19 protein-coding genes are annotated in these 19,496 nt (G+C 67.9%); 9 read left to right on the top strand and 10 right to left on the bottom strand.

Going from position 1 to position 19,496, the window contains the following annotated elements:
• Positions 1-81: 81 nt before the first annotated feature.
• Entirely contained in the window at positions 82-1,545 is a 1,464-nt protein-coding gene (gene glmU, locus ACYVI5_RS11930; RefSeq protein WP_460580349.1) for a bifunctional UDP-N-acetylglucosamine diphosphorylase/glucosamine-1-phosphate N-acetyltransferase GlmU, read from the top strand.
• The gene (locus ACYVI5_RS11925; protein WP_460580348.1) at positions 1,520-2,554 is read left to right on the top strand and encodes a ribose-phosphate pyrophosphokinase; all 1,035 of its coding nucleotides are present in this window, start codon (positions 1,520-1,522) and stop codon (positions 2,552-2,554) included. The genes glmU and ACYVI5_RS11925 overlap by 26 nt, the downstream gene beginning before the upstream one ends.
• Positions 2,555-2,561: 7 nt before the next feature.
• Here ACYVI5_RS11925 and ACYVI5_RS11920 read toward each other — a convergent pair whose 3' ends face one another.
• On the bottom strand, positions 2,562-3,305 hold the full coding sequence (locus ACYVI5_RS11920) for a TetR/AcrR family transcriptional regulator (protein WP_460580347.1): 744 nt from the start codon (positions 3,303-3,305) through the stop codon (positions 2,562-2,564).
• A 93-nt stretch (positions 3,306-3,398) separates the two neighbouring features.
• Here ACYVI5_RS11920 and ACYVI5_RS11915 point away from each other — a divergent pair, with 93 nt between their 5' ends.
• Positions 3,399-4,895: an MFS transporter gene (locus ACYVI5_RS11915; protein WP_460580346.1), complete on the top strand. Its 1,497-nt coding sequence runs from the start codon at positions 3,399-3,401 to the stop codon at positions 4,893-4,895.
• On the opposite strand, the gene ACYVI5_RS11910 is transcribed toward ACYVI5_RS11915, so the two are convergent.
• The 3 genes from ACYVI5_RS11910 to ACYVI5_RS11900 form a co-directional block, all read right to left on the bottom strand.
• Positions 4,882-5,220, bottom strand: a complete 339-nt coding sequence (locus tag ACYVI5_RS11910; protein WP_460534721.1) for a DUF202 domain-containing protein — start codon at positions 5,218-5,220, stop codon at positions 4,882-4,884. The genes ACYVI5_RS11915 and ACYVI5_RS11910 overlap by 14 nt on opposite strands.
• A 10-nt stretch (positions 5,221-5,230) precedes the next feature.
• Positions 5,231-5,590: a YidH family protein gene (locus ACYVI5_RS11905; protein WP_460534719.1), complete on the bottom strand. Its 360-nt coding sequence runs from the start codon at positions 5,588-5,590 to the stop codon at positions 5,231-5,233.
• Positions 5,591-5,897: 307 nt separating this feature from the next.
• Positions 5,898-7,055, bottom strand: a complete 1,158-nt coding sequence (locus ACYVI5_RS11900) for an epoxide hydrolase family protein (protein WP_460580345.1) — start codon at positions 7,053-7,055, stop codon at positions 5,898-5,900.
• A gap of 139 nt (positions 7,056-7,194) precedes the next feature.
• Between ACYVI5_RS11900 and ACYVI5_RS11895 the strand changes: the two genes are divergently transcribed.
• Positions 7,195-8,151 carry a helix-turn-helix transcriptional regulator gene (locus tag ACYVI5_RS11895; RefSeq protein ID WP_460580344.1) on the top strand — a complete coding sequence of 319 codons (957 nt, stop codon included), beginning with the start codon at positions 7,195-7,197 and terminating at the stop codon, positions 8,149-8,151.
• Positions 8,120-8,449, top strand: coding sequence for a hypothetical protein (locus tag ACYVI5_RS11890; protein ID WP_460580343.1), 330 nt, complete (start codon positions 8,120-8,122; stop codon positions 8,447-8,449). The genes ACYVI5_RS11895 and ACYVI5_RS11890 overlap by 32 nt, the downstream gene beginning before the upstream one ends.
• Here ACYVI5_RS11890 and ACYVI5_RS11885 read toward each other — a convergent pair.
• Together ACYVI5_RS11885 and gndA are read right to left on the bottom strand one after the other, a co-directional pair.
• Positions 8,444-9,967 (bottom strand): SulP family inorganic anion transporter, encoded by a 1,524-nt coding sequence (locus ACYVI5_RS11885; protein ID WP_460580342.1) that lies wholly within the window; start codon positions 9,965-9,967, stop codon positions 8,444-8,446. The genes ACYVI5_RS11890 and ACYVI5_RS11885 overlap by 6 nt on opposite strands.
• Before the next feature lie 273 nt (positions 9,968-10,240).
• Positions 10,241-11,695 carry an NADP(+)-dependent, decarboxylating phosphogluconate dehydrogenase gene (gndA, locus tag ACYVI5_RS11880; protein WP_460580341.1) on the bottom strand — a complete coding sequence of 485 codons (1,455 nt, stop codon included), beginning with the start codon at positions 11,693-11,695 and terminating at the stop codon, positions 10,241-10,243.
• Between the two features lie 147 nt (positions 11,696-11,842).
• On the opposite strand from gndA, the gene ACYVI5_RS11875 reads away from it, so the two are divergent.
• The 4 genes from ACYVI5_RS11875 (at position 11,843) to ACYVI5_RS11860 (ending at position 15,667) form a co-directional block, all read left to right on the top strand.
• Positions 11,843-12,913 (top strand): D-2-hydroxyacid dehydrogenase, encoded by a 1,071-nt coding sequence (locus ACYVI5_RS11875; protein WP_460580340.1) that lies wholly within the window; start codon positions 11,843-11,845, stop codon positions 12,911-12,913.
• Between the two features lie 68 nt (positions 12,914-12,981).
• Positions 12,982-13,752 (top strand): IclR family transcriptional regulator, encoded by a 771-nt coding sequence (locus tag ACYVI5_RS11870; RefSeq protein WP_460580339.1) that lies wholly within the window; start codon positions 12,982-12,984, stop codon positions 13,750-13,752.
• A 50-nt stretch (positions 13,753-13,802) separates the two neighbouring features.
• Positions 13,803-14,591 carry a Rossmann-fold NAD(P)-binding domain-containing protein gene (locus ACYVI5_RS11865; RefSeq protein ID WP_460580338.1) on the top strand — a complete coding sequence of 263 codons (789 nt, stop codon included), beginning with the start codon at positions 13,803-13,805 and terminating at the stop codon, positions 14,589-14,591.
• 32 nt (positions 14,592-14,623) lie between these two features.
• The gene (locus ACYVI5_RS11860; protein ID WP_460580598.1) at positions 14,624-15,667 is read left to right on the top strand and encodes an L-idonate 5-dehydrogenase; all 1,044 of its coding nucleotides are present in this window, start codon (positions 14,624-14,626) and stop codon (positions 15,665-15,667) included.
• Between the two features lie 69 nt (positions 15,668-15,736).
• Here ACYVI5_RS11860 and ACYVI5_RS11855 read toward each other — a convergent pair whose 3' ends face one another.
• Genes ACYVI5_RS11855 through ACYVI5_RS11840 form a run of 4 tightly spaced genes read right to left on the bottom strand, consistent with a single transcriptional unit; the run spans position 15,737 to position 19,494 of the window.
• Entirely contained in the window at positions 15,737-16,951 is a 1,215-nt protein-coding gene (locus ACYVI5_RS11855) for an aspartate transaminase (protein ID WP_460580337.1), read from the bottom strand.
• A 29-nt stretch (positions 16,952-16,980) separates the two neighbouring features.
• On the bottom strand, positions 16,981-17,727 hold the full coding sequence (locus ACYVI5_RS11850) for an RraA family protein (protein WP_460534701.1): 747 nt from the start codon (positions 17,725-17,727) through the stop codon (positions 16,981-16,983).
• Positions 17,724-18,479, bottom strand: a complete 756-nt coding sequence (locus tag ACYVI5_RS11845) for an SDR family oxidoreductase (RefSeq protein ID WP_460580336.1) — start codon at positions 18,477-18,479, stop codon at positions 17,724-17,726. The genes ACYVI5_RS11850 and ACYVI5_RS11845 overlap by 4 nt, the downstream gene beginning before the upstream one ends.
• Entirely contained in the window at positions 18,460-19,494 is a 1,035-nt protein-coding gene (locus ACYVI5_RS11840) for a 5-oxoprolinase subunit C family protein (protein ID WP_460580335.1), read from the bottom strand. Before ACYVI5_RS11840 ends, ACYVI5_RS11845 begins: the two co-directional genes overlap by 20 nt.
• Positions 19,495-19,496 lie beyond the last annotated feature (2 nt).

The raw sequence follows: 19,496 nt of genomic DNA, 5'->3' as shown, positions 1-19,496 counted from the left end.
GGGGCAGGGCCAGTCGGAATTTCAGGCGTCAGGAGTCAGCCGGGTTCTCGAGGGCGGGATTCGGTCGGGAATACTTGTACGGTGACCGATCCGAACCTCGCCATCATCGTGCTCGCCGCAGGGCAGGGCACCCGCATGAAGTCCGCGACACCGAAGTTGCTGCACGAACTCGCCGGGGTGCCCATCGTCAGTCATGTGCTCGCCACGGCCGGCGCGCTCGACTCCGCAGTGGTGCTCGCCGTCGTACGGTACGAGCGCGACCGCCTCGCGGAGGTGATCTCCGCCGAGCTGCCCACCGCGGTCATCGTCGACCAGGACGAGGTGCCTGGCACCGGTCGTGCCGTCGAGCAGGCGATCGCGGCGCTTCCCGCTGATTTCTCCGGTGAGGTGCTGGTGCTTAACGGCGACGTCCCGCTTCTGGATGCCGAGACCCTGCTTGACCTCGTCTCCCGCCACCGCGCGAGTGGAGCAGGCGCCACCGTGCTGAGCAGCATCGTCCAGGATGCCGCGGGTTATGGCCGCATCGTGCGCACGGACGACGGGTCGCTCGACCGCATCGTGGAGCACAAGGATGCCACGCCGGAGGAGCACGCGATCGGCGAGATCAACGCGGGCATCTACGTTTTCGGACTGAACGCGCTGCGTGACCAGCTGGCGAACCTCAGCACGGACAACGCACAGGGCGAGAAGTACCTCACCGACGTGATCGCACTGCTGCGGCGAGCGGGAAGCGAGGTGGAGGCAGTGCCCGTCGACGAGCCGTGGAAAGCCGAGGGCATCAACGACCGCGCCCAGCTCAGCGAGGCCGCCGCACGCTTGAACGCTCTGATCGTGCGCGGATGGCAGCTGAACGGCGTCACCGTTCAAGACCCGGCGACGACGTGGATCGACCTGAAGGTCAAGCTCGAGAACGACGTCACGATCCGGCCCGGCACCCAGCTCAAGGGCGCCACGACCGTCGCCCGGGGTGCCGTCGTCGGCCCGGACACCACGCTCGTCGACTGCGAGGTCGGCGAAGATGCGACGGTGAAGCGCGCGGACGCGACGCTCGCGGTGATCGGGGCACGGGCATCCGTCGGTCCCTTCGCCTACCTGCGCCCCGGCACCGTGCTCGATGAGAACGGCAAGATCGGCACGTTCGTCGAGACGAAGAACGCGCACATCGGAGAAGGCAGCAAGGTGCCGCACCTCAGCTACGTCGGCGACACCACGGTGGGGCGCGGCGTGAACCTCGGTGCGGGAACCATCACCGCGAACTACGACGACATCCTCAAGCACCGCACCGAGGTCGGCGATCACGTGCACACCGGTGCTCACAACGTGTTCGTGGCGCCCGTTAGGATCGGAGACGGCGCGAAGACCGGAGCGGGGGCCGTGGTCCGCAAGGATGTCCCGGCAGGAGCACTGGCCTTGAGCGTCGCCCCTCAGCGCAACATCGAGGGATGGGTCGAGAAGAACCGATCGGGCACGGCGGCCGCGGAGGTGGCGGAGCGTGCTCGATCCGCACAGGAAGCGGACGATGGGTCGCAAAGACAAGACGGTTGATCTCGACCGGGAGCGCGGAATAGCACCTGGCATCGTCGCCAAGACGAAGAAGCGACTTGTCGTTGCCGCGGGCATGTCGCACCGCAAGCTTGCTCACGACGTCGCGGTGGCACTCGGAACGGAGCTGGTGCCCACCGAGTACCGCACGTTCGCCTCGGGGGAGATCCTCACCCGGTTCGAGGTGTCGATCCGCGGCTGCGACGTGTTTCTCATCCAGTCGTTCGGGCCGCCGGTCAACGAATGGCTCATGGAGCTTCTGATCATGCTGGATGCCGCCAAGCGGGCATCCGCCAAGCGCATCACGGTGGTCGCTCCCTACTACCCGTATTCGCGGCAGGACAAGAAGGGCCGCGGACGCGAGCCGATCAGCGCCAGGCTCGTCGCCGACCTGCTGAAGACCGCCGGGGCCGACCGGGTGATGAGCGTGGACCTGCATGCTGCGCAGATCCAGGGGTTCTTCGACGGGCCCGTCGACCACCTCTTCGCGAAGCCCGTGCTGCTCGATCACTTCAAGCAGAGCCTGTCGCTCGAGGACCGCGAGAAGCTCACGGTCGTCTCGCCCGACACCGGGCGGGTGCGTGTGGCCGACCAATGGTCGGACAGCCTCGGGGCACCGCTGGCGATCATCCACAAGCGCCGCGACCCGAACGTCGCCAACCAGGTCACCGTGAACGAGATCGTCGGTCGCGTGCGAGGACGGGTGTGCCTGCTGGTCGACGACATGATCGACACCGGCGGAACGATCGTGAAGGCCGCGCAGGCGCTCAAGGAGAACGGTGCGGAGCGCGTCATCGTGGCCGCCACGCATCCGGTGTTCAGCGACCCGGCATCCGAGCGGCTTCAAGATGACTCGATCGACGAGGTCGTCGTCACCGACACCATTCCGGTGCCGGAGGAGAAGCGGTTCCCGAGCCTCACGATCCTGCCGATCGCTCCGCTGCTGGCGCGCGCCATCCACGAGGTCTTCGAGGACGGCTCGGTCACCTCGATGTTCGACGGAGCCGCGTAGCCGCGTCCTACGACGCGGTTCCGGCGAGTCCGTCGAAGAGCACGCGCAAGGTTAAGTCGAAACGCTCGTGCGCATCCCCGGCGGCAAGCTTCTCCGCGTGAGCAACCGTGTTCGGGAAACGGTCGGCCGGCAGCATACGCAGACGTTCGACGATCTCCGCCTTGTTCAGCGACCGCTCGTCGGGGCCGCCGATGGATGCCTGCCTCAGCGACGCCTCCAGGCTGTAGGCGGCGACGTAGAGGTAGGCTGCATCGATCGCCCAGGCCGCGTGCTGCACAGGGATGCCGCCGGCCAGGAGGATGGCGAGCATGCCCTCGTTGATGCGGAGCGTGTCCACGCTGTTCGGCGTGGCGGCGAGTGCCGCTCGTGAGATGCCCGGGTACCGCAGGAACTGATCGCGAAGCTGCTCGCAGACGTCGATGATCTGCGCCCGCCAACGGGTGCGGCTCGGCTTCGGCAGAACGACCTCGGAGCACAGTCGGCCGATCAGCAGGTCGTCGAGATCCGCCTTGTTGCGCATATGGCCGTAGAGCGACGCGGGTCCGGTGTGCAGCGCCGCGGCGAGCCGCCGCATGGTGAGGGCGTCGAACCCCTCCTTCGCCACGAGCGCGAATGCCGTGCTGGCGATCCTGTCGACCGTGATGGGCGTCTTGCGTGATCGTGTGCCGTTGTCCGCCCCGTCGAGGGCAGCGAGTCGGGCCGCCCATCGGTCGCGGGAATCCGAGCTGCTCTGGATGCTCCGGTCTGGCATGGGCTGAGCCTAACAGTTGACGCGAACATCGTTCGCTGATAGAACGGTGTTCGTGTGACGAACACTGTTCGTCGTCTTCTGATGGGAGCATCCATGACCGCCTCGACCCGACCGATCTCCGAGCAGCAGTCGACCTCAAGAGCCGCGTCGCGCGGTCGTTCGCCGCGCTCTCTCGGAGAGGCGTGGATCGCGCTCGCGGGGCTCTCGGCGGTGTTCCTGTTCGAGATGCTCGACAACTCGATCCTCAACGTCGCCCTGCCAACGATCGGGCGCGAACTGCACTCCTCGACGACCGGCCTGCAGTGGGTGACGAGCGTCTACGCCGTCGTGTTCGGGGGTCTCATGCTCGTGTTCGGTGCGATCGCCGACCGGTTCGGCCGTCGCCGCATCATGCTCATCGGGCTCGCGCTCCTTGCCTCGGCCAGTCTCGCGACGGCGTTCGTCGGTACGACAGCCGAGCTGACCGCGGTGCGCGCCGCGATGGGCGTTGCCGCTGCGATGACGACGCCGGGCTCAATGGCGCTGGCGTTCCGCCTGTTCGGCGACGACAAGCTGCGCGTACGCGCCATCACTCTCGTCTCGACTGTCGGTCTCGTGGGGCTCGCTGTCGGGCCCACGGCCGGCGGACTCGTACTCGCCATCGCGCCGTGGCAAGTACTGCTCCTGGTGAACGTGCCTATCGCCATCCTTGCCATGATCGGCATCCGCGTCGGCATTGCCGCCGACGACCCTGGGGAGCTTCATCGCGATCCTGTGGATGCCCCGGGTGCCGTGCTGGGCACGCTCACGATCGTGTTCGCCCTCGTCGCCCCGACGCTCTTCGTGGACGACGGTGCTGCGTCCTGGATGCCGTGGGCCGCCACGGCCGGGGCGCTCCTGTTCGCCGCGCTCTTCGTCGGGCAGGAGCGCCGCGCTCGTCACCCGCTCATCGATCTCGGCCTCATCGCCCGTCCACTGGTCTCCAGCGGGCTCGCGTTCAAGGCGGCCGCGGGCCTCGCCACCGCCGGTCTCGGATACCTGGTCACGCTTCAGCTGCAGCTCCAGTGGGGATGGCCGCCCGCCCTTGCCTCGCTCGGCATGCTGCCTCAGGTCGTCGTGCTTCTCGCCGGTGGTGCTTTCGTCGAGCCGTTGGTGCGGTGGGTGGGCCTGCGCCGAGCCGCCTGGCTGAGTGCGACCGCCGTGGTGACCGGTCTCGCCGTCTATGCGGCGTTGAACCGATCCGGGTACGTCTGGATCGCAATCGCCCTTGCGCTCGTCGCGGCAGGACTGCGCGTCGTCGGAGTCGTGGCCGCCACCAATGTGCTGCGCGGCCTGCCAGCGAACCGCACGACGATCGGAGCGGCGCTCACTGACACCGCGACCGAGGTCGCCAACGGCATCGGTGTCGCGGTCACGGGCACCATCCTGGCTGCGGTGTTCGTAGGAAGCATCACGACATCCCGCTGGAATGCCGGCCAGGCTGCCGAGTTCCAGACCGGCGTCACCGTCGGTGGCATCGCGTTGACAGTCACCGCCGCCGCGCTCACCGCATGGGGAATCGTACGTTCGCGCCGCTCCGGCGACCCGACGGAGCCAGTCAGCGCTGGATGAGCGTCGAGGCGATGCCGACCGCGCAGGCCACCAGGGTCGCCAGAGCGAGAAGCGCCATGGGCACGGTGGGGGAGGCCTGCGGCAGCCGATCGTGGTGCCTGCCCCGACCTGCCAGCGCCCGTCCGCGCGCATTGCCGTAGACGACGAACGCGGCAGCCGCGAGCAGGAGCAGAACACCCGTCGCGGTGAGCGGCAGGGCGCCGGACTGCCAGCCGTCGCGCACTGCCAGCAGGCCGTTCACAGCCAGCGCGAGGCACGTGCGCGACCATGACAGCGCGGTGCGCTCGCCCTGCAGCCCGGGATCGCGCAGCGAGTCGGCGCTCACCGGACGCCGCTCATCGCTGGTAGAGGGCGATCAGCACCGTGAGCACGGCGCCCACAGCGAGGATGACGGCCGCGATGAGCGGAACGGCGACCGTGAGCGGAAGCCGCTTGCCGTTTCGCATCGCGATCTCGTTCGCGCGCCAGCGAAGGTAGGCGATCACAGCGAGCACGGTGGCGAGTGCACCGAGCACGACCGCGAGGATGACGATCACCCAGTGCGGTCCAATGCGGGTGGAGAACTCTTCGAGCAGCACACCGCCCGCGAGAATCGCCAGTGCCGTGCGAATCCAGGCGAGGAATGTGCGCTCGTTCGCCAGCGAGAACCGGTAGTCCGGATCTTCGCCGCTCTCTCGCCACTTCGGTTCACGCATGCCGCACCTTCCGTTCGCGCCTGCGTCAAGATTAATGACCCGAAGATGTCGCCGGCTCTCGACGATGATGAGGCGTTACGGATTGACTCGTACGCGCCCGCACCGGCGAGCGCGCTGTCCGCGCCGCTCGCGCGAACGGGTGCCAGGCGCGCGTATCCCCAGCTCGGTCGCTGCCGTGGCACCCGCCACGTCACCATGCCCACGAGGTCTGGGCGCCCTGCAATGGCGAACGCAGCCGCTCTCCCGAAGCAGCTGCGTCCGTGTTGTTACTGGCGATCCGGGTGTTGGTCGTACGACACCGACGCCGTCAGACGCCGCGGAAGAACTCCCGGATGTCCGCTGTCACCTCGTCGGGAAGCTCGAGCGACGCATAGTGCCCGCCCTTCTCGTGTCGGTTCCAGTAGACGATGTTGCTGTTGTCGCGCTCGGCGAGCGCGCGGATCGACTTGAAGTCGTCGGCGAAGACCGAGACACCCGTGCGCGAGGAGTTCACGCGTGGCTCGGCCCCGGAGTGCGCCTCCTCGAAGTGGTAGCGCCCCATCGCGGCCGACGTGTTCGTCAACCACTCGAGTGCCGCTTGCGTGACGACCTGGTCCTTCGTCACGAGACTCGTGCCGTTGCCGAACGACTCGAACAGCTCGTTCCAGGCGAGCTGGCCGATCGGAGAGTCGGATAGAGCGACGGCCAGCGTCTGCGGACGCGACGCGTTGATCGCGTTGTAGCCGCCCACGGACTGGAACCACTTCATGTGCTCGAGGGCCGCATAATCCTCCGGTTGGAGCCGTTCGAACTCCGCCGGGTCGCCTGACGGGAAGGAGAAGAGCTGGAGCACGTGCGAGCCGAGGTATCTGTCGGGTTCGAGAAGGCCGAGCTCACGGCCGATCATGGCTCCCGCATCGCTGCCGTGCTCGCCGTAGCTCTCGTAACCGAGGCGGCGCATGAGCGTGTCGTACGCACGCGCGACCCTGGCCATCGTCCAGCCCCGGTCGACGAGCGGAGTGCTGAACCCGGTGCCGGGCAGGGAGGGGATGACGACTGAGAAGGCATCCTCGGCCCTTCCGCCGTGCGCTACGGGGTCAGTGAGCGGCTCGATCATGTCAAGGAAGTCGACGAACGACCCAGGGTAGGTGTGCACCAGAAGCAGCGGCGTGGCATCCGCCTCCGCAGATGGAACGTGCAGGAAGTGGATGGTCTGCCCGTCGATCTCGGTGAGGTACTGCGGGAACGCGTTGAAGCGCTCCTCGTGCGCACGCCAGTCGAACTCGTTGCGCCAGTACTGCAGCATCTCGCGCAGGTAGTGGTTCGGCGTTCCATAGCTCCAGTCGTCGCCTGGCGCCTGCATCGGCAGGCGGGCGCCTGCAAGTCGACGGTCGAGGTCATCGAGGTCGGTCTGCGGGATCTCGATGCGGAAGGGGCGGATGCCTGCGGTGCCCTGCTCGCCCGCGCCGCTGTTCATGGTCGTCATGGTTGTGTCCTCCTTGGTTGATTGAGGGTTCCGGTCGGCCGCTTTCTGCGTCTTTGCCATGGCTCAACGGTAGGATTCGTATAGGAAGAATGCGTTCCTAAAGAACAAGATCGTCCGCCTCTTTCTGCAAGGAATTCGGATGCACGCAACACCGGTCCGCCTGCTCGCACTTCTGGCTCAGCTGCAATCCAGGCCGCAGTGGTCGGCGACCGAGCTGGCGGCACGGTTCGGCGTCACGACGCGCACCGTGCGCAACGACATGGAGCGCCTGCGTGAGCTGGGCTATCCCGTCGAGACCACGAGGGGTCCTGCGGGGGGCTACCGGCTCGGCGCCGGAGCTGACCTCCCACCGCTTCTCCTCGACGACGAAGAGGCTGTGGCTGTGGCACTGGGGCTGCGGGCCGTGGCCGCGAGCTCCATCGAACGCGTCGCCGAGACCAGTGCACGAGCCATGGCGAAGCTCGACCTCCTGCTGCCCAGCCGGCTCCGCAGGCAGGTCTCCGCCCTCACCAAGGCGACGGTGCAGGTGGCAGATGACGCGGGCATCCCGGATGCCGACCCGCACGTCGACCCCGACACGCTCACCGCCATCTCGCTGGCGATCAGGGACGCGCACTGGCTTCGATTCGATGCTGCTGGCTCGCAGCACCTCATGGAGCCGTATCGCCTGGTGAGTTGGGAGCGCCGCTGGTACCTGCTCGCCCGCGACCCGGAGACCGACCAGTGGGCGGTCATCCGCGTCGATTCCATGACGCTGCGAATGCCGACCCATCGACCGTTCCGACCGCGGCCGTTGCCCATGCCCGACGTGCGCGCCTATGTCATGCGCGCGGTCGCGTACAGCGGCTGGAACGTGCACGCCCGTGTCACAGTGCTGGCCCCGGCCGAGGAGGTGCGCTCACGCATCAACGCGGCTGTCGGCATCGTCGACCCGATCGACGATGCGACGTGCGAACTCGTGACGGGCGCCGACAGCATCGGCACACTCGCCGTCTACCTCGGACTGCTCGATCTCGACTTCCGGGTCACGGAGCCGCCCGAGCTAGTGGATCGACTGCGTACGCTTGCGGCGCGTTACGCGGCATCCACTCCGTGAGTTCGGCCAGGCGGGTGAGGCGGGCATCGGGCATCCGCTCGGCGACGACCGACTCCAAATGTCGCCGCCGCTGCCGGTAGCGAGCCCGGGAACCACGCACCGGGGCATAGCTCTGTTCGTGGCAGTCATGTCGGTGCGCAGCGCCGCGCTCACGAGCACGGGAGCGAGCACGACCGATGCCACGGCATCCGGAATCGGACTCGCGTTCCTCGTCGGCGCCGCCATCTCGCTCGGCGCCGTCGTGGCCGCGTTCTTCGTGCGCACGCCGGCCACTGCCGGCGACGCGGTCGCGCTATGACGGCCCGTTCAGTTCGCCAGTCAGTCTGCCGTGGAAGAGGCGGCTGTGTTCGTTGAGCCCGACCAGCTCAACGGTCGCGCCGTGCGCAAGGTACTTCGTCTCGATGGCATCGAGAGAAGCGACGCTGGAGGCATCCCAGACGTGCGATGAGCTCAGGTCGATGACGACCTGAGCCGGATCGTCGGCGTAGGAGAACTGCTCGACGAGGTCATTGCTCGACGCGAAGAACAACGGACCGAGCACCCGGTACCGCACCGAGGCGCCGTCCGGTGAGACCGCGCGAGAGACGCGTACGACGTGCGCGATCCGGCGGGCGAAGAACACGAGGGCGAGGAGGATGCCGATGCCGACTCCGATCGCCAGGTTGTTCGTCGCCACGACGGTGCCGACCGTGACGAGCATCACGATCGTCTCCGGTATCGGCATCCGGCGCAGCGTCGACGGTCGCACGCTGTGCCAGTCGAGGGTGCGCACCGCCACGACCATCATCACCGCAGCGAGCGCGGCCATCGGGATGCTCGCCATCACGGGCGAGAGCACCGCGACCAGAAGAAGCAGGAACAAGCCGGCGACGAGCGTGGAGACCCGGGTCCTCGCTCGCCCGATCTCCACGTTGACGACCGTCTGGCCGATCATCGCGCATCCCGCGACGCCGCCCCAGAGGCCCGCGAGGATGTTCGCCACGCCGAGTCCCCACGACTCGCGCGCCTTGGCTGATCGGCTATCGGTGAGCTCGTCCACGAGTTTCGCGGTCAACAGTGTCTCCAGGAGCCCGACCAGCGCCGCGGCGACCGCGGTCGGGCCGATGATCTGGAGCGTCTGAAGATCGAACTGCACCGTCCACGGCGTCAACCCCGGCAGTCCGCCGCTCACCGATCCTTCGTCACCCACTGTCGGCACGTGCAGCCCGAACGCGAAGGTCGCCGCCGTCACGGCCACAATCGCGACCAGCGGTGCCGGAACAGCCCGAGTGATCCGGGGCAGCAGCACAACGATCAGAAGCGTGACGGCGAACAAGGGATACACCTGCCAAGGCACGTTCACGAGGTGCTGTACCTGCGCCGCGAAGATCAGCACAGCGAGCGCGTTGACGAAGCCGATCATCACCGACCGGGGGATGTACCGAACGAGCCGCGCCAGGCCCGCCGCTCCGAACCCGATCTGAATCAGGCCGGTCAGCAACACAGTCGGCAGCACGTAGCCCGTGCCGTGCGCCTGCACCATGGGCGCCAGCACGAGCGCGACCGAGCCCGCGGCCGCAGAGACCATCGCCGGGCGACCGCCGAGGAACGACATGACGACGGCGAGCACGACCGACGAGATCAGCGCGACATCGGGGCCGACACCCGAGATGAGCGAGAACGAGATCACCTCGGGAATGAGCGCGAGAGTCGTCACCAGTCCCGCCAGCACCTCGGTCGTCAACAGCCGGGGCCGGCGCAGCACAACGGCCACAGGTACCTGGCCGTTCGGCAGGCGGAAGTGAGTCGATTCGGGCGCGGTGGAAGCAGCAGGCATCTACACGGTGCGCCGCTCGGCCGCGCACGACCGCGCGGCAGTCCTTTCGGCAGCGGGCAAAGGGTTTTTCAGGAGGTGAGCTGATGGTGAGAGGGTGAACCGGTCTGATGCTCGGCGTCAGTGATCGCGCTAGGCGCTCAACTGGCTCAATCGGCAGGGCTGACCATGCGAGCATGCTCAGCCCTGTCTCAATCGTCAGTGGTCGCGCTGCGCGCTCAACTGGCTCAATCGGCAGGGCTGACCATGCGAGCATGCTCAGCCCTGTCTCAATCGTCAGTGGTCGGAGGGGGCGGTCTCGATCTCGCTGCGGTCGCCTGACCACAGCGTGTGGAACACGCCGTCCTTGTCGACCCGCTTGTACGTGTGCGCCCCGAAGAAGTCGCGCTGTCCCTGTACGAGTGCGGCCGGCAGACGGTCGGCACGAAGGCCGTCGTAGTAGGCCAGGCTCGAGCTGAACGCGGGGGAGGGGATGCCGCCCTGTGCGGCCGCGACGACCACGCGGCGCCATGCCTCCTGCGTGCGCTCGAGCGCGTCGCGGAAGTACGGGGCGGTGAGCAGCGCCACAAGTCCGGGGTCGTCGGCGTACGCCTCGGTGATGCGGTTCAGGAACTGGGCGCGGATGATGCACCCGCCCCGCCAGATGGCGGCGATGTCGCCCTTCTTGATATCCCACGCGTACTGCTCTGCGCCGGCCACGATCTCGTCGAAGCCCTGCGAGTACGCGATGATCTTCGACGCGTAGAGCGCCTTGCGCACGTCTTCGACGAAGCCATCGGCGTCATCGACCTTCCACGCCTCTGAAGGCCCCGGAAGGTCGGATGCCGCCTGCCGCTGCGCCGGCTTGCTCGACAGCGACCTCGCGAACACCGCCTCGGCGATGCCCGAGACCGGGATGCCCAGATCGAGCGCCGTCTGCACGGTCCAAGCTCCCGTGCCCTTCGCGCCCGCCTGGTCGAGGATGACGTCGACGAGCGGCTTGCCCGTCGCCGCGTCGACCTGACGCAACACCTCAGCAGTGATCTCGATGAGATAGCTCTCCAGCTCGCCCTTGTTCCACTCGGCGAAGATGTCGGCGATCTCGGCAGGGGACTTGCCCGTGCCGCGTCGGATGAGGTCGTACGCTTCCGCGATCAGCTGCATGTCGGCGTACTCGATGCCGTTGTGCACCATCTTCACGAAGTGACCGGCGCCGTCGTGCCCGACATGGGTCACGCACGGCTCGCCCTCGGCGACGGCGGCGATCGACCGGAGGATCGGGCCAAGGGTCACCCACGACTCGTCCGAGCCGCCGGGCATGATCGACGGACCGTGCAGCGCACCCTCCTCGCCACCGGAGATGCCGGCGCCGACGAAGTTGATGCCGGTCTCGCGCACCGCCTTCTCACGGCGGATGGTGTCGGTGAAGAGCGCGTTTCCGCCGTCGACGATGATGTCGCCCGGTTCGAAGACCTTGACGAGCTCGTCGATCACGGCATCCGTTCCGCGGCCGGCCTGCACCATGATGATCGCCGTGCGCGGCTTCGAGAGCGTCGCCGCGAACTCCTCGTAGCTGGATGCCGGCAGGAAGCCCGCCTCCGGGTGCTCGTCGAGCAGCGTCTGCGTCTTCTCATAGGTACGGTTGAAGATCGCAACGGTGTTGCCCTCACGGCTGGCGAGGTTGCGGGCGAGGTTGGAGCCCATCACCGCCAGACCGACGACACCGATGTTCGCTGCTGCTTCGTGGGACATGGGGCTCCTTCGCGGGACGTTTTCGGGGGATCGGATTCAGCTCAATCAAGCGTAGTCTGCGGAGGCTGGCCAATATATCGAACGCTGTTCACGTGAGTGAATGCACGGGTAACATGGCCGTCATACACCCGCTCGATGGAGGCCACGATGACCGAAGACCGGCCGATGACCCAGCAACGTCTGAATGTCGCCGTGGCGACACCGCTCAGCGAGGAGCTGTGCGCACTGATCGAGCGGCTCGAACCGCGGGTGCGGCTCGTGCGCGATCAGGACCTGCTTCCCACGATGAGGCATCCGGCCGACTTCTCCGGCGACCCGTCGTTCCGGCGCACCGACGAGCAGCAGGCTCGCTTCGAGGCGATGCTCGAGGACGCGGACGCGCTCTACGGCATTCCCGACGTGGATCCGGCCGCCCTGCGCCACGTCGTTCGTGCAAACCCGCGCTTGCGCTGGGTGCAGGTGATGGCCGCCGGTGGTGGCAGCCAGGTGAAGGCGGCGGGACTGACCCCGGCCGAGCTGCAACGCGTGGTCTTCACGACCGGAGCCGGGGTCCACGGCGGACCGCTCGCCGAGTTCGCGCTGTTCGGTCTGCTCGCCGGCGCCAAGCGGCTGCCACGGCTGACGGCGCAGCAGAAGCGGCACGAGTGGAGCGGGCGCTTCGAGATGGCACAGCTCGCCGAGCAGACCGTGCTCGTGCTGGGGCTCGGCGGCATCGGCAAGGAGATCGCCCGGCTCCTCAAGGCGTTCGGTTCACGCGTCGTGGGCGTGTCGAGACATGGTGCGCCCGTCCCATCGGTCGATGAGCTCGTGCACCCCGACCGCATCGTCGAGGCGGCGAGCCGCGTCGACGCCGTCGTGGCCGCCTTGCCGGGTACGGCAGCGACCGAAAGGATGCTCGGCGACGCATTCTTCTCCGCTCTGCGTCCCGGGGCGACAGTCGTGAACGTGGGCCGCGGCACGGTGATCGACGAAGCCGCGCTCATGGCTGCGCTCGATGACGGACACGTCGGCTTCGCGGCGCTCGACGTCGTCGCGGTCGAGCCGCTGGCCGCCGACAGTTCGCTGTGGGATCATCCGAGGGTCCTGATCAGCCCGCACACCGCCGCGCTGACCGCGGCCGAGGATCGGCGGCTCGCCGAGCTGTTCGCCGGCAATGCGACGCGGCTGCTCGACGGACGACCGCTGCGCAACGTCGTCGACGTCGTCGACTTCTACTGAGCTCGAAACGGGCAGGAGAATGCATGGAACCCGAGACACGAGAGGTTCAGGGGGACAAGGCACCGGCGGTGAGCCGGGCTGTCCGCATCCTCGACATCCTGGGTGAGGCGGCAGGTGCCGTCACCCTCAGCGAACTCGCCCGGGCGCTCGGTGCGGCGAAGTCGTCGACGCTGAATGTGTGCGGCGCGCTTGAAGAGGGTGGGCTGATCCGGCGTACCGAAGCCGGCTATCAGCTGGGGCGACGGATCGTCGAGCTCGGGGGCGACTACCTGCGTTCGTTCGACCCCGTGCTCGAGTTCTATCGCGCCTGCGCGGAGTCGGAGGTGCTGAGCAACGAGCGCTGCCAGCTCGCTGTGCTCGATGGCACGAATGTGCTCTACCTGGCTACGCACGTGGGGCGTGCGCCCTTCCGGTTCTCCGCGGGCATTGGCTCGAAGTATCCTGCCTCGATCACCGCCGTAGGCGTCGCGTTGCTGTCGCACCTGCCCGACTCCGAGATCGCCACGCGCTTCGCCGACGAAGCGACCCGCCCTTCGTTCACCGATCGCTCCGTGACCGACCTCGACGCGCTGCGGCGCAAGCTGGCGGAGACGCGCGAGCGCGGTTACAGCATCGACCACGGCGAGGTCTACCCGGGCCTGGCCGGCGTCGCGGTCGTCGTTCCGCCGCAGTCCAGCGGCGAGGTGCCGATCGCGTTGGGTGCCTCCCTGGTCGAGTCCCGCGCTTCGGCTACTGCTCTGCACGTCGTCGTCGATGCGTTGCGCGAGGTCGCCGACCGGATGTCCAACCCGATGAATCTGCAGCCCGAGGCGCTGCGGCAAGCGACTACCAAGCGGTAACAGGTGTTCAGCACAATGAACTACGTTCAGCATGATGGTATGATCGGCTCATGACCTTCGACGCTCCCCGGGGCCTGTCCGCCTTCGACCTCACGGGAAGGACCGCGCTGGTCACCGGTTCGAGCCAGGGCATCGGACGAGCGCTCGCGGAGGGGCTGGCGGCCGCCGGTGCGACCGTGATCGTGCACGGGAGAGACGCGGCGAAGGCGGCCGGAGCAGCTGACGAGATCGCCGCGGCGAACGGGGTGCAGGCGCACAGCCGCACGTTCGACGTGACGGATGCCTCCGCCGTGGATGCCGGGATCGCGGCGATCGAAGCGGAGTTCGGAACCCCGGACATCCTGGTGAACAACGCCGGTGTGCAACGCCGCGCGCCGATCGCCGAGTTCACCGATCCCGACTGGGACGAGCTGCTACGCACCAACCTGTCCAGCGTCTTCTACCTCTCGCGCCGCCTCGCGCGCGGAATGATCGAGCGAGGCTCGGGCAAGATCATCCAGATCGGCAGCGTGCAGTCGCAGCTCGCCCGGCCCTCGATCGCGCCGTACTCGGCCACGAAGGGCGCCATCGTGATGTTCACGAAGGGTCTCTGCGCTGACCTCGGGCCGCACGGCATCCAGGCGAACGCCATAGCGCCGGGCTACTTCGCAACCGAACTGACCAAGGCGCTGGTCGACGATCCGGCATTCTCGGGGTGGGTGCGCGGGCGAACTCCCGCCGCCCGGTGGGGAGACGTGCACGACCTGGTGGGCGCCGCCGTGTTCCTCGCGAGTTCCGCGAGCGATTTCGTGAACGGGCAGACGCTGTTCGTCGACGGCGGCATGACTGCCGTCGTGTAGACGCGTCCGATTCGAGAGTGAGTGTGAAGACGATGACCGGAACCGACGATCGGTCGCTCGGGGTGGTCGTGCACGGCCAGGGCGACCTGCGGATCGAGCCCATCGAGCAGAGGGCGCCGACCGGCGCTGAGGCCGTGGTGCGCATCGCCTACGGCGGAATCTGCGGATCCGACCTGCACTACTGGCTGCACGGGGCCGCCGGGGAGTCGATCCTGCGCGAGCCGCTCCTGCTCGGCCACGAGGTCGTCGGCACCGTCGTGGCGCCGGCAGCCGACGGAACGGGACCGGCAGCCGGTGTCGACGTCGCCGTGCACCCGCTCACCGAGGGCGCCGGCGACGGTTCGCGCTACCCGCGCGACCGGCCCAATCTGTCGCCGGGGTCCACCTATCTGGGCAGCGCAGCACATCTGCCCCACAGGCAGGGCGGCTTCGCCAGGCAGGTGAATCTGCCGGCGAGGATGCTCCGCCCCCTTCCCACGGGCCTCTCACTTCGCGACGCCGCGCTGGCCGAACCCGCGGCCGTCGCCTGGCATGCCGTCGGTCGCGCGGGCGACGTCGCGGGCCGTCGTGCCCTCGTCATCGGAAGCGGGCCGATCGGAGCGCTCGTGGTGGCTGTGCTACGGCGCGCCGGAGCGGCGGAAATCGTCGTGACCGATCTGCACGAGCATCCACGAGAGATCGCCGCGCAGCTCGGCGCCACCCGCACCATCGATGCGCGCGATGCCGAAGCGATCGCTGCGGTCGACGCCGACGTCGTGTTCGAGTCATCCGGTTCCCGGCCGGGACTGGCCTCTGCAGTGCGCGGGGCGACCCGCGGCGGTCGTGTCGTGATGGTGGGTCTGCAGCCCACCGGGGAGCAGCCCGCGCTCCTCTCTCTCGTCATCACGCGCGAGCTCGACCTGCTCGGATCGTTCCGCTTCAACGGCGAGATCGATCAGGTGCTGGCCGCATTGGCCGACGGCTCGCTTTATGTCGAACCCGTGGTCACGCACGAGTACGACGTCAGTGACGCACTCGAGGCGTTCGAGACCGCGCGCGATGCCGCGCGTTCCGGCAAGGTGCTTCTTCGCTTCTGAGCGATGACGCCAGCCGGAGGCGTTCCCTGATCGCAGGCGACCAAGCTCGGCGCTGGCTCAGCGCCGCACCTATGACAGCTTCGCGACCGCGTCGGCGATGGCCGCCGTCCCGCGCTCGATCTGGTCGACGCCGGTGGCGAACGAGATACGGAAGAACGGCTCGCTGCCGTAGGCGGACCCCTGGATGACGGCGACCCCTGCCTGCTCGAGCAGATAGAGCGTCACATCGAGATCGTTCTGAATCGTCTGGCCGGACGGCTTGCGTTTGCCGATGAGCCCCGAGCATCCGACGAAGAGGTAGAAGGCGCCATCCGGCACGCTGGGGCACAGCCCCGGTACGCGATCGAGAGCGGCGACGGCGCGATCGCGCCGCGCGCGATAGGCGTCGCAGCACTCCGCCACGAATGTCTGGTCTCCAGTGAGAGCCGCGGCCGCCGCAGCCTGACTGATCGACGACGGGCACGACGAGCTCTGCGACTGGAGCTTGTTGATGGCGGCGATCAGGCGTTCGTCGCCCACGGCGTAGCCGAGACGCCAGCCGGTCATCGCATACGCCTTGGAGACGCCGTTCACTGTCAGGGTGCGGTCGCGAAGCTCTGGCGCGGCCTCGGCGAACCCCACGTATGGTTCGTCGGTGTAGAGGATCTCGTCGTAGATCTCGTCGGAGAGCACCCACACGTGCGGGAAGTCGGCGAGAACGGCCGCGATCGCCTTCAGCGAAGCGCGATCGTAGACGGCGCCCGTCGGGTTGCCGGGAGCATTCAGTACCAGCCACTTCGTCCGTGGTGTGATGGCGGCGCGCAGCGCCTCGGGCGTGAGCCGGTATCCGTCCTCCTGCCTGGTCTGCACCGGGACCGGCGTGCCATCGTTCATGAGCACCATGTCGGGATACGACACCCAGTAGGGCGCAGGAACGATGACCTCGTCACCGGCGTCGAGCGTCGCGGCGAACGCCAGGTTGATCAGCTGCTTGCCGCCGCCTCCTACGGTGATCTGCGAGTCCCCGTAACGGATGCCGGAGGTTCGCAGCATCCGTTCGCGGATGGCGTTGCGCAGCACGGCGGTGCCGTTCACCGGGGTGTACTTGGTCTCGCCGGCCTCGATGGCAGCGATGGCGGCATCCTTGACGTGGCGCGGGGTGTCGAAGTCGGGCTCACCCGCGGTGAAGTCTACGATCGTCCGGCCGGCCTCGCGCAGCTCGCGTGCCCGTTGCGCGGCCGCGAGGCTCGGCGAGATCCGGATCCTGCTCACCCGCTGTGCCAGGGAGAATGCTGCCGCGCTCAATCTGTGCTCATCTCTCTTAGCCGGAGCGCTCATCGGGTGCCCAGGCCCTGGTAGGGGTCGATGTCGTCGAGGTCGGTCGTGATGCCCTTCGCACGAAGCACGTCGTGGAGGTTGCAGAGGTCGATGGTCGTGCGGCCCTGCTTGTACAGCTCGACCAGTTCCTCCTCCTTCGCGTCGCGGTCGGCGGAGAGCGCGATGACGTCGTCGACCTCCTCGCGCCGCACCACGACGACGCCGTCCACGTCGCCCTTCACCACGTCCCCGGGGCGGATGAGCTCGCCACCGAGCACGACCGCCTGGTTGATGTGACCGAGCGTCTCCTTCACGGTTCCCCTGATCGAGATGCTGCCGGAGAAGACGGGGAGGCCGAGCTCGCGGAGCTCGCGTGTGTCGCGCACGCCGCTGTCGGTGACCAGCGCGGCGATGCCCTTCGCCTTGCACGCGTTGCCGAGCACGCCGCCGAAGGTGCCTGCATCCGCGAGCTCTCCGGCCGAGACGATGAGCACATCTCCTGCCTGTGCGAAGTGGATGGCGACTTGCAGCATGAGATTGTCGCGCGGAGCGCAGACGACGGTGAAGGCGGAGCCGACGAACGACATTCCCGGATCGATGGGCTTGATGCGTGAGGCGACTGCCCCGCGACGACCCTGAGCCTCGTGGATGGTCGCGGCGCTGAACGTTCCGAGTCGCTCGATGCTCTCCGGGTCGGCCCGTTGGATGCGCGTGGTGACGTGCGGGGCAGTGCTCAGCTTGGGTAGGCCGACGGTGTTCGTCATGCGTCTCTCCTGTCGAAGGTCAGACCACCCGGAACCTGGAATGTCGGGGTGATCTCGATAAGCCCGAGGTTGACGTGTCTCGGGGCGTCAATGGCGAAGTCGACGGTGTTCACGATGTCGTCGACGGTGAGGGACTCGAAACCCTCGTAATAGGTGTTCCACGCCTCGGCCATCGCCTCCGGCGTTCCGCCCAAGTTGCGGCCGAAGATCTCGGTCTCGACGCGCCCGGGGCAGATCTCGGTGACCCGGATACGCCTGCCCAGGACGTCGTTGCGAAGCTGCCGGGAGAGCTGCGACACGGCCGCCTTCGTGGCGTGGTAAGCCGTGTGGCCGAAGAAGTTGTATCGGCCGGCGATGCTGGAGATGTTGATCACATGGCCGAGGTCCCGTTCGGCCATCCCCGGCAGGAGAAGGCGGGCGAGGTGCAGCGCGGCCCGCAGGTTCACGTCGACCATCGCATCCACCGTCTGCCGAGAGGCGTCGAGGATGTTGCCGGTCGCGCTCACACCGGCGTTGTTCACGAGGATGTCCGCCGGGATGGCGCCCAGCTCCGCCTCGAGCGTGTCGACATCGGCAAGGTCGACGACGTGCGCGACGGCCCCGGTCCGTTCGGCGAGCTCGGCGAGGCGGGAAGCGTCGCGTGCCACGGCGTGCACGTGTAGGCCGCGCTCGCGGAACTTCTGGACGATCGCGGCTCCCATCCCGGTCGATGCACCGGTGACGAGCGCAGTCTCATAGTCGCTGTAAGGCACGGGGTTCCTCTCTGTCGGTGGTCCGGCGTTCGATCCCGAGCGGCTCGGCGAGACCGAGGGCCGAGTAGATGGCGGCGACGCGGCGTCGCAGCTGCTGGAGGCGGATGCGCCACTCGCGGACATCCTGGGCAGCGTGCTCGACGGTGATGTGCCGGAAGCACACGCGTTGCCCGGGTCTGGCCTGGCCGAGATCGTCGAGCGAGACCGGTGTCACCACAGCCAGAACGGGGTAACCGGCCGTCACGCCGCGACCCCTGTGAAGCACGACGAGCTCATCGCCCGGCGGCACCTCGACCGCGCCGACGGGTACGCCACGCGAGAGCACCTCCGCGGTGCTCGTGCGCACCGGGAGCCGGCCCGTCATGCGAAGGCCGATGTGGTTGCTCTTCTCCGTCACCGTGTACGGGGCTTGGAAGAGTCGCCCTGAGGTGCCCGCGAACTCGTCCTCGTCGGGTCCGTCGGTGACCTTCACGACGACGTCGTCGCCGAAGTAGGGGACCAGCACTCCGAGGTTGAAAAGCGACATGTCGAAGTACGGGTTCACGACGGGCCCGATCGAGGTGCGCACGTCGAGACGAGAACCGGCGGAGAGGCGCACGCCGAAGCCCACGCCGGTATCCGGGGCACAGCTGCCGAGCAGCAGCGGCACGTCGAAGGAGCCGTGCACGGCCACGTAGGTGCGCAGGCCCGCCGACATCTCGGTCAGAACCACGTGCTGGCCCGCACAGATCGACACTGGTTCCCACATGCTGCGCTCGACACCGTCGACGAGGAGCGTCATGGGCGCGCCGGTCACCGCGATGAGAAGGTCGACCTCGGCGACGAAGGAGAGATCGAACGCGGTCGCCTCGATGAGCGGGGCGTCATCGTCGTTCGCGACGAGGATGTTCGCCACGCGTGCCGAGTACTGGTCGCTCGCGCCGCCTGTGGGCAATCCCATCGCGGGGCCGCGCGGTCGCCCGAGGTCGGTGACCACCGCGTTGCCCGCCGTCTCGATCCGCAATGTCCCGCTCATGC

It is taken from the genome of Humibacter ginsengisoli, assembly GCF_054780095.1.
Note: the sequence above shows the minus strand (reverse complement) of the source record. Positions and strands in the feature narration are given on the sequence as shown.